Raw genomic sequence first — 14,420 nt, forward strand, 5'->3', positions numbered from 1 at the left:
CGCTACTCCGTTTCCGCGTCGGTTTCGTTCAATAGTGCCAAGGCTTTGGCAAACTCGAAGTTGTCGACAGCTTTGCGCAGTTCGGCATACCGATGCGGAAACGCGCCGGCAAACAGCTGGGCATTTGCCGCCAGATAATCGCCGGACTCGGCATCGTCGTCGCCGAGCAGCGCCTTCAGCCGGTTTAACGCAGTCTGAAATTCGCCCGCGGCGGGCGGCGGCGGCGCCTCCACCGCCGCCTCTTCCGGCAACCAGGGTTGCAAACCCGCCGACAGCACCTGGAGTTGATCGCCGATAGCGGCCAACAGCGGAGCGAATGCGTCCAGCGCCTCGCCGCCGCGCAAACGGGATTCCAATTGCTCCGCCAGTTCCGCGACCGGCAATGCACCGATGTTGCCGGCCAAGCCTTTTAAGGTATGCGCCCGGCGCCGCGCGGTCTCGCGATCGCCGCCGGTCAAGGCCGCGCCGATCGCCTCGGCGGCGTCGGCCTGACCTTCGACGAATTTTTTCAGCATGGCCAAATAGAAGTCGGTTTCTCCCAACATGCGCCGCAAGCCGGCCGCGCTATCCAAGCCAGGCACGTTTTCCGGCACCGGCGAGCGCGCCGTCGGCTCAGGCGGCCTTCTCGGCGGCCGCACCAGCCAACGTTGTAACAAGGCCAGTAAATCGTCCGGCTCGATCGGTTTGGCAATGTGGTCGTTCATCCCCGCCGCCAGGCACTCGTCGCGGTCTTGCGACATCGCGTTGGCGGTCATCGCCAACACCGGCAAATCCACCAATTCCGGGATTTTGCGAATCTCGCGAGTGGCCTCGACGCCGTTCATGATCGGCATTTGCATGTCCATCAGCACCGCGTCGTAACTGTCGCCTTGCAATTTGGTCAGCGCTTCCGCGCCGTCGCCGGCCACATCCACCCGGTAGCCCCAGCTCTGCAACAACTCGCGGGCAATCTGCTGATTCATTTCGTTGTCTTCGACCAGCAACAGTCGCCCCGCGCAATCCGCAGTCGGCAACGGCATCGACTCAGAAACCAATTGCGGCGCGGGACCGCCAGCCAGCGCTCGAATCACGCTGTCGAACAGGGATGAAGCGTTGACCGGCTTGATCAGTACTTCGTCGATGCCGGCCACGCTCGCCCCCGCCAACACTTCCTGACGATCGTAGGCCGTCACCAGGATCAACTTGGGGCGCGGAGTCAGGCCCATGCCGAGAATGTTACCGGCTAACGCGATGCCGTCGGTCTTCGGCATCTGCCAATCCACGAAAATCAGTTCATACGGTCGGTCGACCTTGATCGCCTCGCGGATCGCGGCGACAGCGGTTTCCGCCGAATCGGCCTGATCCGCCGAAAATAACATGCCGGTCAGCAACGACACCAGCACCGAGCGGGCGTTTTCGTTGTCGTCCACGACCAGCAAACGCTTCCCGCGCAAATCCGGCCGGGCCAGCGGCTTGGATCGCTCCTTGCCCTTGCCCAACCACACCGTAAACCAGAATTCCGCGCCTCGGCCCGGCTCCGAGTCCACGCCGACTTCGCCGCCCATCAATTCGATCAGTTTTTTACAGATCGCCAATCCGAGGCCGGTACCGCCGTATTTGCGCGTCGTCGAACTATCGCCTTGCCGAAACGGTTGAAACAGCGCGTGAATTTGCTCACCTGATAGACCAATACCGGTATCCCGCACCGCGAAGCGCAGCTTGACTTCCCGCCCGCTATCCCGGTCCTTGCGTATCACGACGGAGACTTCGCCGTGTTCGGTAAATTTCACCGCATTGGAACCGAAATTGATCAACACCTGCCCCAAGCGTAGCGGATCGCCGATCAACACCATCGGCACATCTTCCGCCACGTCGCAGATCAGCTCCAAGCCTTTTTCGTCGGCCTTACCCCGCACCAGGCCGGTCACGGTGTCCAGCATCCTCTCCAGATCGAACTCGATATTTTCGACCGCTAATTTGCCGGCCTCGATCTTAGAGAAATCCAGGATGTCGTTGATGATGCCAAGCAAATGGTGGCTGGATGCCTGGATGCGCTGTAAGTAGTCGCGTTGTTGGCTGCTAAGTTCGGTTTTCAAGGCCAAATGACTCAAACCGATGATCGCATTCATCGGCGTGCGAATTTCGTGGCTCATATTCGCCAAGAAATCCGCCTTCATTTTGGCCCCGTCTTCAGCCAGCTCCTTGGCTTTGCGCAAGGCCTCCGCCGCTTCGCGTTCGATGCCGATGTCATCCACCAAAGCGACAACGCCGTTGGCGGGATCGACGCCGTCCAGCGCCCGCGCCGTCACCCGCGCCCAGAACAGACTGCCGTCGCGGCGCAGCAGTTGTTGCTCGCGCCTATAGCTGCCACCGTTCAGCATGTCTCGGTCGGCAGCCTCGCCGCCGATCCGGTCAGACTCGTCGTCGGCATACCACAAATGGGTCGAGCGGCCGTCCAATTCGCCCGGCGAGTAGCCGAAGATGCTTTCCAGTTGCCGATTGCAGCGCAAAACGATCTCGACGCGCAGCAGCGCAATGCCGGACGACGCCGAGTCGAAAATCGCCCGCTGTTCGGCGTTGGCAATTCGCAACGACTCTTCGATGTCGCGTTGCACTTGCAACTGCCGGGTCAACTGGCACTGTGCTTCGATGCGCTCGGTAATGTCGTAGAACCAGCCCAGCACGGCCTCTTCGTCCCGATACACGATCGGCATATAAGACGCCAACATCCACAAGGTGCGGCCATTGCGGGTACGGATTTCGACCTGCCTGTCCATCACGCACCGGCCTTCGGCCAATTCCGCCAAGATTTCCCGGTACTCCTCCGGGCGGGTGTAGTAGCGACCGGGATCGTCGCCGGTCGCGTCGACATTGTCGATAACCTCCCCGTAGCGCTGGTTGTAAAACACCACTTCCCGACCCTGTCGAGTCGCGATCCGCACTGCGATCGGGCTGAAATCCAGAATGTCCAGCAAGCGCTGCTGATTGGCGCGAATATCGGCTTCGTGCCGCTTACGCTCGGAAATATCGCTGAATAACACAAACCGGTACCACAAGCCGCCGCGTTCATCGATGACATCGTTGCCGTATGCCAGACAAGGCAATATTGAACCATCGGCGCGCCGCAAGCCGACCTCGCCCCGGTAACCGCCGCGTAGCACGTCGGCGTCGCCTGAAGCAATCCAATCCCGAAACGAACGACCCACGACCTCGGGGTCGGTGAGACCAAGCATGCTCAACATAGCCGGATTGGTGCCGGTGACGACCCCAGCCCGATCCAGCATCAACAAGCCCTGGCTGGTCGATGCCAAAATTGCCTGAATTCGACAGCGTTCCGAGGTAATTCGCCCGATCAGAAAAGTCACGGTCGCGCCGCCGACGATCAAGAGCGTGACAACGACCGCAACCCCAATCGCCATGCCGGCCGAGTCCACCGTCACAGCCGATTCCGCCAAGGTTTGCGCCGGCCGCCGGACAAAATTGGCCGCGGCCATCGCCACGTAATGCATACCGGAAATCGCGCCGCCCAGGCAGACTCCGCCTAGCAGGGACGGCAGCCAATTCGCGCGCGACCCCGCCCGGCGCTGCCGGCTCAGCCAGGGCTTTAACAACATCGCGGTAATCGCCAGCAACACGGCGACCAGCAACGAGGCCACGAACAAGCTACGGTCGTAGCGCAAGGCGCCATCCAATCGGACGGCCGCCATGCCGGTGAAGTGCATCACGCCGATCCCGGCCGCCAAAATCGCGCCGCCGAGGATTTTTCCCGTCGCCGAATCGCCGCTATCCGCCAACGTGCGCAACGCCGCCCCCGCCGCGACGATCCCAGGCACTAACGAAAGCAAGGTCAACCAGGGGTCGTAGCCGACCGGCACTTCCAAACGAAACGCCAACATCCCGATAAAGTGCATGGCCCAGACGCCACCACCCAACATCAACGCTCCGGCCAATAACCAAATTCGACGCCGACCGTGAGACTGGCGCGCCATGGTTTCCAATGCGCAAAACGACGCGAACACCGCGATCAGCACCGAACACGCGACCATCGCAAGATCTAAGTGCCCATGCATCAAGCCGTAAGATAAGTCGCTGGGTTCCAGGAAGAAATGTTCGAGCATCGCGTCTCCGGGCCAATGCCCTCCGCCGTTCAAAGTAGGCCGGCCGGCCACACCCCGTCAGTTTAGTCGATAACGCGCGGTTTCAGCGGATGGCTAGCGGTTCGCCCCCGCTTAAGACGGACCGAACAGATATCCCGACAACCAGCGGCCCAGCACCTCGCGAATATAAGCGCGTTCAAGCTCGGTCAAAACTCTGCCGCGCGGAATGCGATGCCATTTTTCCAGGCATGTTCGGCAACAACAGGCGGTGGCGTGCTGAGCGACGAAAACCGGGTGGCCCCGATACGGGGTTTGCTTGCCGTCGTTGACCGGTTCGGCGGCGGCCAGACGCTTGGCGACGAAATCGTCGGCATGCCGTAACACCGTGTCCAGGCCCTTGTCGCGCAGGTATTTCAAATCCTTGTCCGGCAAGCGAAATTGGGCGCGGAATCTGGCCCTCGACAAGGCCGCGAACAACTCGTCCAGGTCCCGCACGCAAAAACTAGCGCAGCACGCCGACGGCCGGCGTATAACTGTCCAGCACCTGCACATAGTTGGCGCGCTCGTAGGCACTTGGGTCTATGGCATGTTGTTGACTGACGCTACCCTTCATTTGCGCGACCGAGGTATATTCGTGCTCGCGTAGCCAGATCAGCAATTCGTCAAGCAAATCGGTCAGCCGGTCGGCACCGTGCTCCAGCAACACACTGCACAAATGCACGACGTCGGCGCCGGCCAGCAAGGCCTTGACCACATCCTCGCCGCGATGAAAGCCGCCCGTTACCGCCAGCGACAAATTGACTCGCCCGTACATTAACGCGGTCCAGCGTATCCGCAGCAAGGCTTCGGCCGGCGTGGACAATTCCAGTTTCGGCACGACTTGCAGTGTATCCAGATCGATATCCGACTGGTAAAACCGGTTGAACAGCGCAACGCCGTCCGCGCCGGCCGTCGCCAACCGCCGCACGAAATGCAGCGGCGAACTGAATTGCGGCGATAGCTTCAGCGTCAACGGAATGTCGATCTGGCTTTTCAGCTCCCGCAGTATATGCAGATAACGCTCCTCGACCGCTTCGCTGTCATCCTCGGCGTTGGCCGCCAGATGGTAGATATTCAGTTCCAGCGCGTCGGCCCCGGCCTGTTGCAACGCCACCCCGTATTCCAGCCAACCGCCCAGCGAAGTACCGTTCAGGCTGGCAATCACCGGGATGCTTAACTCGCCTTTCAACTTATGCAAGTGCTCGAGATAGCGCTCTTGATAGGTTTTGATCTGATCCGGCACCGGATGAAAGCTGTCGGCTTCGCCATATCCTAGGGCTTGGCCGTAGTAAAACCGTTCCATCTGCAATTGCTCGGCTTCGATTTTTTCCTCGAACAACGACGGCATCACGATGGCCGACGCGCCGGCATCCTGCAAGCGGCGGGCGCCGTCCAGATCCTTGGCCAGCGGCGATGCCGACGGCACCAGCGGGTGAGCCAACTTCAGGCCCAGATATTCAGTCGTCAAATCAACCATGTTGGCTCTCCGGGGCAATGTCGGCTTTGATCTGGGCCTTGGCGGCGGCCACACTGGCGGCCTGACTCCAATCCAGCGCCGCCAATTGTTGGTAATAGCGGTAGCGGTTTTTCACGTCCTGTTGTGCCTGTTGCAAGAAGGCTTCCGCATCGTCGGGATGGGTTTGCCAAAGCATGCTGAAGCGGGTTTCGCTCATCACGAAGTCGCGATACGGAATCGAAGGCTCGGCCGAATCCAGATGCATCGGATTCTTGCCTTGCTTGATCTTGGCCGGATCGAAGCGGAACAGCGGCCAATGCCCGCTCTTGACCGCCAGATTTTGCTGGCGGTGGTTGTTGGACATATCCACGCCGTGGGCGATACACGGCGCATAGGCGATGATGATGGACGGCCCGTCGTGGGCCTCGGCCTCCAGAAAAGCGCTGATGGTCTGGGTATCCTTGCCGGCGTAGGCCACATGAGCGACGTAGACGTTGCCGTAATCCATCGCCAACAGCGCCAGGTCTTTCTTCGCGGTAGCCTTGCCGCCGGCCGAAAACTTCGCGACCGCGCCAAGCGGCGTGGCCTTGGACGTCTGGCCGCCAGTGTTGGAATAGACTTCGGTATCCAGCACCAAAATATTGACGTCGCGCCCGCTGGCCAACACGTGATCCAAGCCGCCGTAACCGATGTCGTAGGCCCAGCCGTCGCCGCCGATGATCCACACGCTTTTTTTGCATAAATAGTCGGCCAGCGGCAGCAAGGCTCGGGCGGCCGGTTGGTTCAAGGACGGCAAATGCTGCTTCAATTCGCCGATGCGCTGGCGCTGCTCGTAGACACCGACTTCGTCGGACTGGTCGGCGTGCAGCAGTCCGTCCACCAATTCGCCGCCCAGCACTTCGCGCAGACTCAGCAACAACTCGGCGGCTTGTTCGGCCTGCTTGTCGATCGCCACCCGCATTCCCAGGCCGAACTCGGCGTTATCCTCGAACAGCGAGTTGCTCCAGGCCGGACCGCGGCCGTCTGCGTTTTTGGTCCAAGGCGTGGTCGGCAGATTGCCGCCGTAAATCGACGAACAACCGGTGGCATTGGCGACGATCATCCGATCGCCGAACAGTTGCGAGGCCAATTTGACATAAGGGGTTTCGCCGCAACCGACGCAAGCACCGGAAAATTCGAACAAGGGTTGCAGCACCATCGCTCCCTTGATCGTGCTGGTCTTGATCAAGCGCCGGTCGTATTCCGGCAGACCCAAAAAATAATCCCAGTTTTGGCTTTCCGGCTCGCGCAGCGGGGCCTGCGGCGCCATGTTCAGCGCCTTGCGGCTGGCGTTGGATTTGTCGCGTATCGGGCAAATATCCACGCACAAGCCGCAACCGGTGCAATCCTCAGGCGCCACTTGGTAGCTGATCGACAAGCCGGCCGGAAAGTCCTTGCCCAGCATCGCCGCATGCTTGAAGGTGGCCGGCGCGTCGGCCACCGCAGGGGTCGGAAAGATTTTGCTGCGGATTGCCGCGTGCGGGCAAACCATAGGGCACTTGCCGCACTGGGTACATAAATCGGTTTCCCAGACCGGGATCGCCAGCGCCAGATTGCGTTTTTCGTAGGCGGCGGTACCGGTCGGGAAGGTGCCGTCGGCCGGCATCGCGCTGACCGGCAACGCGTCACCGCGGCCGGCGATGATTTCGCCGGTGACCCGGCGCACGAAATCCGGCGCGTTGGCGGCGACCGGCGCCTGCAAGTCGAAGGTACTGTCGACCCGCCCCGGCAACATCACTTGGTGCAGGCCGGACAGGGTTTCGTCGATGGCCTTGAAGTTGAGTTCGACGATACGCTGACCTTTCTTGCCGTAGGTTTTTTCGACCGCATGCTTGACCGCCGCGATCGCCTGCTGTTGCGGCAAGACCCCGGAAATCGCAAAAAAGCAGGTTTGCATGATGGTATTGATGCGCTTGCCCATGCCGCATTGTTCGGCGACCGCATAGGCGTCGATCACATAAAAGCGGATGCGTTTTTCCAACATCTGCCGCTGCATCGTCGCCGGCAGGCTGTGCCAGATGCGATCGGCCGGCTCGGCGCTATTCAACAGAAACACCGCGTTGTCGGCGGCGTTAGCCAACATATCGTAACGTTCCAGGAAGATGGTTTGATGGCAACCGATGAAGCGAGCGTCGCCCCGGCCGATCAGATACGTCGAGCGAATTTGCTTGGGCCCGAAGCGCAAATGCGACACGGTGATCGCGCCGGATTTTTTCGAGTCGTACACGAAATAACCCTGGGCGTGCCAATCGGTTTCCTCGCCGATGATCTTGATCGTATTTTTGTTGGCGCTGACGGTGCCGTCGCTGCCCAGGCCGTAAAACATCGCCTGAAAGGTATCGGCATGGGCGTCGGTACGAAAATCGGCGTCCCAGTCCAAACTGGTATGGCCGACGTCGTCGAGTATGCCGATGGTAAATTGATGCTTGGGCCTTTCGCGCTTGAGTTCGTCGTAGACCGTCTTGACCATGCCCGGCGTGAATTCCTTGGAGGACAAGCCGTAACGACCGCCGACCACTCGCGGCAAAGCGGCGAATTTGCCGCTGGCGGCAAAATCCTGAACCAGCGCCGCCAGCACGTCTTTGTACAAGGGCTCGCCGTCGCTGCCCGGCTCCTTAGTCCGATCCAGCACCGCGATTCTGCGGCAACTGGCCGGTAAGGCTGCGATCAGCCTATCGGCGGCAAACGGCCGGTACAGGCGCACTTTCAGCAAGCCGACCTGTTCGCCTTGCCGGTTCAGAAAATCCAGGGTTTCCTCGGCCGCCTCGGCCCCGGAACCCAGCAGCACGATCACCCGCTCGGCTTGCGCCGAGCCGACGTAATCGAACAAGCGGTATTGGCGGCCAGTCAAACCGGCGAACCGATCCATCGCCCGCTGGGCGATCTCCGGTAGCGCCGCGTAAAACGGATTGACCGATTCGCGGCCTTGAAAATACACGTCGGGATTTTGCGCGGTGCCGCGCAGTACCGGCCGATCCGGCGTCAGCGCCCGGTTACGATGCGCGGCAACCCAGGCGTCGTCTATCATCGCCCGAATCACGTCGTCGCCGACTTCGACGATCTTCGCCACCTCGTGCGAAGTGCGGAAGCCGTCGAAGAAATGCATGAACGGAATTCGGCTTTCCAACGAGACCGCGTGAGCGATCAATGCCAAATCCTGGACTTCCTGGGGTGAGTTGGAGCACAGCATCGCGAAACCGGTCATCCGCGCCGACATCACGTCGCTATGGTCGCCGAAGATCGACAAGCCCTGGCAAGCCAACGAGCGGGCGGCGATGTGAAACACCGCCGGACTCAGTTCGCCGGCAATTTTGTACATGTTCGGCAGCATCAGCAACAGGCCTTGCGACGCGGTAAACGTCGTCGCCAGCGTACCGGCCTGCAAAGCGCCGTGTATCGCGCCGGCGGCGCCGGCCTCGCTCTGCATCTCGATGACGCGCGGCACCGTACCCCATAAATTGACCTGACCGCGCGCCGACCACTCGTCGGCCCATTCGCCCATCGCCGAGGACGGCGTAATCGGATATATGGCGATGACTTCGTTGAGTTTGTGGGCGATAGTCGCCGCGGCCTGATTTCCGTCTATCGTAAGCGTTCGAGGATTTTCCATGACACAACCTTGATGCTAAGGTGAATGGCGCCGCCCGGCGGCAGCCTCTGAATTCGCTGGCGTCCCTCTCCGATTCGCCGGCGGACTGGGTCGGGCGTAGCAAACTTTAGCGGCTGCGCGAGGCTCTCCGACCGGTAAAGTTTTCGACGCCGTGATTAACCCTACTAAGCATAGTCAAAAAATGCTTGCGCAAAATTTGGTCAATTTGATGACAGCCTAATGGCAACGGCGAATGGCGGCGATTGGCAACCGCTTAATCACAAACTTATCCACAGCTTTTGTGCATAACCGTACTTTAGGACAATAGCCTGAAAGTGGCGGCCATAAGGAATTCAATCGCGAATCGGTATCCGCCCCAATTTCTGCTCGATGCCGAGAACGGCACGGTTAAGTAGATAAAAATGCCGGTCCTCGACAAACTGCAAGCCCAACATGTAGAAAATCGGTCCCCAGAACGGGTTGACCAGCATGCCGCCGAGCACGCTTTTAGCGGTCCTCGACAGATTCCGTAACGGATTGAACGCCACCGCCAAGGTTTGCCTGGGGTGCTCGGCAAACACCTCGGCAATCGGCTGCAATTGACACAGTTCGCGTTGCTCCAGTCCGGCCGAGGACACCGCCAGTTTTTTAGCCATTTTGGCAAAATGCCATCGCGCAACCGTTGCCGACACCGCAAACACCAGGGCCATCAACGGTAACAGAATTTTCGGCGGTAGCAACGGCGCGAATATCGGCGCCAGCAGCACGAGACCATATCCCAACATCACCAGATCCTCGCCGCGTTCGACGTCGCGGTCCAGATGCTCGACTATACCGGCGACTCGATTGCCGGCCTGTAACGGATAACTGTCTGATTCAACCATGTCGCTCGCCTCCGCAATGAATTCGAGAGGATTCGATTTAATGCTTGTCGCGGGAAAAAGTCAATCTTCTGAAAGAGTAACGGCCGGCAACGGCCAACGCGCTTGCAACACCTCGGCCCGCCACTGGAAAATCCGCTGTAATCGCATTCCGATCAGGCAGTAATGCAACAATTCACCCATCCAGCCCCAGCGCATCGAGTAAAACACGATGTCCGCCACTTCTACTCCGCTTCGGCAAGGCGTCACGACTACTTCGTGGCTAAAGAAAGCGAAAGGACCGACGCGCTGCTGATAGACAAAACGTCGCGGCGGTTCGCAATAGCACACTTCGGACAACCAAGCCATCGGCCATCCGAAAACCGCGCGCATTCGGTATGCAATCAGTAAACCAGGATAAATTTCCTCGGGCACCGGCGAGGCAATATCGACGTGAAAAAAATCCGGGGTAATCGCGTTGAGATGCTGAGGCGACGAGAAAAAACGCCAAGCCTGTTCGGGAGCCACATTCAGATGCTGAGATCGGTGAAGGCGATGAATAACCATGACGTAGTGAGTTCTATATCCGGTTGGACTAAACGCCAATCTACCGCGAAAAAGGTCAAACGCCAGTATAAACCGGCGCAAGTATCGCTTTAACGGTCGCCGTCGCGGTCCGGATCGCGAATTTCGGCAATCAGATCGCCCAAATTCTCTTTTTGTCGCAAAATGAAATTTCTACTCTCCACGGCGGTGCGGCCACTGACGGTCAGTAATTCCTTGCGGTATTTGTGCGCGAAATAGCCGCTGGCAATGCCTGCCACGAACAAGCCCAGCGGGCGCCTGACAAAAGCTTTGGCGATACTCCGACTGGCATGGCTGATGCCGGAAATCACAATGCCCATCACCACACCTTTAACCAGTATTTCGCCGTTGGTCGGCGGCGCCATCCTCGCCGACTTAGGTTTACGGATTTTCTTTTGCGGCATTTCCGCGCCTGCTTCCAGTGGTTTTTTCTGTTTCATCCCGCGACTCCAGTACAAATTGATCGAAACCGTCCTAACGCCCCAACAGAAGGCATGCCTGAAAACGCAAATGCTGCTTGACCGACATATCGCTATTCTCTAATCTTCCGCGACTTTTGGCGGCCGGTCAAATTTCCTTAACCGGCGTTCGGTTCGGCTCGACCCGCGCTATCGTCGCGGCTCGAACTTTGCGCCCGCGGAAATAATCCGTCAATGAACAGTCCAAGCGAAATGCCGGCGGAAAACGCCGAACTTCCAGAATCCGAAACCGCCTTCCACCACGGAATACCGATGCCCATGCCCATGCCGCTTTCGCCTATCGCCACTATTCCCTTTCGCGCCGAACAATTGAACGGCTCCTGCCGCTGCGCTTCGTTAAACCGTAAGGCCTTGCGCAAATCACTAGCGGACTCGATGAACGGCGATGCACTGTACCGCATGCTGACCGAGGAGCGGCCGCATTTGTGCGCCGACGTACCGGTATTCGTCAGTCAATCGGATCTGGATCGGCAAGCGGAAATCATTGCCGCACTGGAACGGGTAATCGCATTACCGGCGTTTCGGGAACAGGTATTGAGCCGCGCGCCGCTGAGTGCCGCTCACCAAACCCAAGCTACCGGTGTATTTCTGGGTTACGACTTCCATCTAGGCACCGATGGCCCACGTTTGATCGAGATCAATAGCAACGCCGGCGGTGCGCTGATCAATGCCCTGCTGATCCGCGCCCAGGACACTTGCTGCGAAGTCGCCGACCATCGGCAACCGGGCCGCCCGCCCATAACTCCGCCCGCGCCGGAAGCGGCCTTCGTCGAGATGTTTCTCAGCGAGTGGCGCGCGGAACGCGGGATTCAAGCGCTGCGGACCATCGCCATCGTCGACGAGCAACCCGAACAACAATACTTGTATCCGGAGTTTTTGCTGTTCAAACAACTGTTCGAAGCGCACGGTTTGCAAGCCTGGATTCTCGACCCCAGTGCTCTGGAATATCGGGACGGCGGCGTCTGGCACCAGCAAACACGAATCGACCTGATCTACAACCGCTTGACCGATTTCGGCCTGGACGAACCCCAACATGCGGCATTACGCGCGACATACCTGGCCGGCGCCGCCGTGGTCACACCTCACCCGAGAAACCACGCCTTATACGCCGACAAGCGCAATCTGATCTTGCTGAGCGACGACGATTATTTACGAACCCTGGGCGTGGATAGTCAAACCCGGGCCGTATTGCGCGAAGGCGTCGCCAAAACCATAGCCGTCGCATCGGAAAACGCCGCTGCCTTGTGGGCGGAACGCAAACGGCTATTCTTCAAGCCCGCCCGCGGCTACGGTAGCAAAGCGGCATATCGGGGGGATAAACTGACCAAACGGGTGTTCGAGGACATTCTGCAAAACGATTACGTTGCCCAGTCGATCGTCCTACCCAGCGAACGCCGCCTGGACAGCGGCGATTTGAAACTGGATTTGCGCCACTACGTGTATCGGGGCGAAACTCAATTGGTCTGTGCCCGGCTCTATCAAGGCCAAACCACCAACTTCCGGACCCCCGGCGGCGGCTTCGCGCAAGTCGTGGCGATTGCCGAATGAGATCAAACCCGCTCCAGCAAATGCCGATATATCGCCAGTTCGGCCGCGCCGAAACAGCAAAAAATCACGTCGGCATCGTAATGCACTGCGTCGAAAAATTCGTTAACCGCCGCTACCGCTACTTCGGCGGCCGCTAGTATCGGAAAACCGTAAGCGCCGGTACTGATGCAGGGAAAGGCGATAGACGACAAAGCGTGCTCGCCGGCCAACGTCAACGAATTGTGGTAACACGCGGCCAGTAGTTCGGCTTCTCGATGCGAACCGCCTCGCCAGACCGGACCGACCGTATGAATGACGAATTTGGCCGGTAAGCCGAACCCTTCGGTAAGTTTCGCCTGCCCAACCTGACAGCCGTCCAAGCGGCGACAGGCGGCCAACAACGCCGGACCGGCGGCCCGGTGTACCGCACCGTCTACCCCTCCGCCACCCTGCAGCGAGGCGTTCGCGGCATTGACGACGGCATCCACCGCCAACGTGGTAATATCCGCTTGCACGGCCTGCATAGTCCGCATTAAAACTCCCGGCCGATTTGGGCCTGAAACGCAGTCCGCCTGAAAAGGCGGAGGATAATCTAATGGTAGGCAAAATTTTGACGATTGCCGGCGCCGGTCTGTTATTGCTCGGCTTGGCAATAAGCCATGCGCCTTGGCTGTTGAATTGGTTCGGCAAACTACCCGGCGATATTTCGATTCAAACCGAAAACAGTCGAGTCTTCATTCCGATCACGTCGATGCTGGTCGTCAGCCTGTTGCTGAGCTTGCTAAGCCATCTGATTTTGCGGAAATAACGTTACCCGTCTCTATGAAACACTTAGTCATCTACAACCACGGCATGGACAGTATTCCCTGGGGCGAGAAGGCCTTGGCACTGGCCGACGTCGCCGAGCGGCGCGGGTTTCGTTTCGAAAGCATCGATTATCGGCCCAATAACGATCCGGACTGGCGGGTTTCCCGACTGCTGGCCGAAAATTTGCCTACCTACGATAAGCTGGTCTTGGTCGGTTCGAGCATGGGTGCCTACGTCGCCACGGTCGCCGCCGAAACACTGAATCCGCACGGCTTGTTCCTGATCGCGCCCGCCTTCTATCTGCCGGGGTACGCCCGCGACCGTTTCGCACCGGGGACTACGAATATCGAAGTCTTTCACGGCTGGCGGGACGACGTGGTCCCGCCGGAACATGCCTGGCGATTTTGTCGGGAACACGGCGCCCGTTTGCATCTGTACGACGCCGATCATCGCTTGCTCAGCATTCTGCCGGCGATGGGCTTAGCTTTCGACCGTTTTCTCGCGGCCTTAAGCGTCGACTAATCCATAGCACATCGGAAACCGACCGGCTAGTAACGCCCGTTACCCAACCAAGCACCCGCCGCCGCGCCAACGCCGGCCGCCAACGGATCGCCGCCACCGAACTGATAACCCATCGCCCCGCCGACCACGCCACCCAATAGTCCTGTCGGTGAACGCTGTTCGTAACGGTAATAGACCGGCGGTGGCGGCGGTGCATAATAGCGAGGTACCGGTACGTACTCGACAACTCTAGGCGGCATGTAGATGATCCGCTCCCGAATTATCGGGCCGTGCCCATGGTGGTGGTGGCCGTGATGCCAACCGTGACCGTCGGCGCTAACCGCTGACGAAAATATCAAGCCAACAATCATGAATTTCAAAGTGTTCATCGCATAGCTCCTTTTCCTGGGTGCTTGGACCAGAGCATGCGCCGCGACACTTAATGTTGACTTAAAATCGAAC

12 protein-coding genes are annotated in these 14,420 nt (G+C 59.3%); 3 read left to right on the top strand and 9 right to left on the bottom strand.

Translation table 11 applies throughout. The features are described 5' to 3' along the window. Positions 1 to 2: 2 nt before the first annotated feature. The 7 genes from ACQE3E_RS18680 to ACQE3E_RS18710 all read right to left on the bottom strand — a co-directional run bounded on the left by ACQE3E_RS18680 (position 3) and on the right by ACQE3E_RS18710 (position 11,084). A complete protein-coding gene (locus tag ACQE3E_RS18680) occupies positions 3 to 4,097 on the bottom strand; it encodes a response regulator (protein ID WP_313730744.1) in 4,095 nt (1,364 codons plus the stop codon). A gap of 111 nt (positions 4,098 to 4,208) precedes the next feature. Beyond that, on the bottom strand, positions 4,209 to 4,571 hold the full coding sequence (locus ACQE3E_RS18685) for a DUF4186 domain-containing protein (RefSeq protein WP_168032641.1): 363 nt from the start codon (positions 4,569 to 4,571) through the stop codon (positions 4,209 to 4,211). 7 nt (positions 4,572 to 4,578) lie between these two features. Next, positions 4,579 to 5,592 carry a dihydroorotate dehydrogenase-like protein gene (locus ACQE3E_RS18690; protein WP_064030677.1) on the bottom strand — a complete coding sequence of 338 codons (1,014 nt, stop codon included), beginning with the start codon at positions 5,590 to 5,592 and terminating at the stop codon, positions 4,579 to 4,581. Beyond that, positions 5,585 to 9,220, bottom strand: coding sequence for a pyruvate:ferredoxin (flavodoxin) oxidoreductase (gene nifJ / locus ACQE3E_RS18695; RefSeq protein ID WP_427500942.1), 3,636 nt, complete (start codon positions 9,218 to 9,220; stop codon positions 5,585 to 5,587). Before nifJ ends, ACQE3E_RS18690 begins: the two co-directional genes overlap by 8 nt. Positions 9,221 to 9,552: 332 nt before the next feature. Further along, positions 9,553 to 10,083: a hypothetical protein gene (locus ACQE3E_RS18700; RefSeq protein ID WP_064030679.1), complete on the bottom strand. Its 531-nt coding sequence runs from the start codon at positions 10,081 to 10,083 to the stop codon at positions 9,553 to 9,555. 60 nt (positions 10,084 to 10,143) lie between these two features. After that, positions 10,144 to 10,587, bottom strand: a complete 444-nt coding sequence (locus ACQE3E_RS18705; protein ID WP_313730741.1) for an SRPBCC family protein — start codon at positions 10,585 to 10,587, stop codon at positions 10,144 to 10,146. 128 nt (positions 10,588 to 10,715) lie between these two features. Beyond that, positions 10,716 to 11,084: a hypothetical protein gene (locus tag ACQE3E_RS18710; RefSeq protein ID WP_082885634.1), complete on the bottom strand. Its 369-nt coding sequence runs from the start codon at positions 11,082 to 11,084 to the stop codon at positions 10,716 to 10,718. Between the two features lie 213 nt (positions 11,085 to 11,297). On the opposite strand from ACQE3E_RS18710, the gene ACQE3E_RS18715 reads away from it, so the two are divergent. Next, positions 11,298 to 12,671, top strand: a complete 1,374-nt coding sequence (locus ACQE3E_RS18715) for a hypothetical protein (RefSeq protein ID WP_313730739.1) — start codon at positions 11,298 to 11,300, stop codon at positions 12,669 to 12,671. A gap of 2 nt (positions 12,672 to 12,673) precedes the next feature. Here the strand turns inward: ACQE3E_RS18715 and ACQE3E_RS18720 are convergent, their stop codons facing one another. Further along, positions 12,674 to 13,183, bottom strand: coding sequence for an O-acetyl-ADP-ribose deacetylase (locus ACQE3E_RS18720; protein WP_313730738.1), 510 nt, complete (start codon positions 13,181 to 13,183; stop codon positions 12,674 to 12,676). A 62-nt stretch (positions 13,184 to 13,245) separates the two neighbouring features. On the opposite strand from ACQE3E_RS18720, the gene ACQE3E_RS18725 reads away from it, so the two are divergent. Together ACQE3E_RS18725 and ACQE3E_RS18730 are read left to right on the top strand one after the other, a co-directional pair. Continuing rightward, positions 13,246 to 13,458: a DUF2905 family protein gene (locus tag ACQE3E_RS18725; RefSeq protein ID WP_064030738.1), complete on the top strand. Its 213-nt coding sequence runs from the start codon at positions 13,246 to 13,248 to the stop codon at positions 13,456 to 13,458. 14 nt (positions 13,459 to 13,472) lie between these two features. Continuing rightward, complete coding sequence (locus tag ACQE3E_RS18730) at positions 13,473 to 13,979, top strand: alpha/beta hydrolase (protein ID WP_313730737.1); 507 nt, start codon at positions 13,473 to 13,475, stop codon at positions 13,977 to 13,979. A 26-nt stretch (positions 13,980 to 14,005) separates the two neighbouring features. Here ACQE3E_RS18730 and ACQE3E_RS18735 read toward each other — a convergent pair whose 3' ends face one another. Continuing rightward, a complete protein-coding gene (locus tag ACQE3E_RS18735) occupies positions 14,006 to 14,347 on the bottom strand; it encodes a hypothetical protein (RefSeq protein ID WP_064030683.1) in 342 nt (113 codons plus the stop codon). Between the last annotated feature and the right edge of the window lie 73 nt (positions 14,348 to 14,420).

It is taken from the genome of Methylomonas sp. MED-D, from assembly GCF_050276835.1.
GTDB lineage: Bacteria > Pseudomonadota > Gammaproteobacteria > Methylococcales > Methylomonadaceae > Methylomonas > Methylomonas koyamae_A.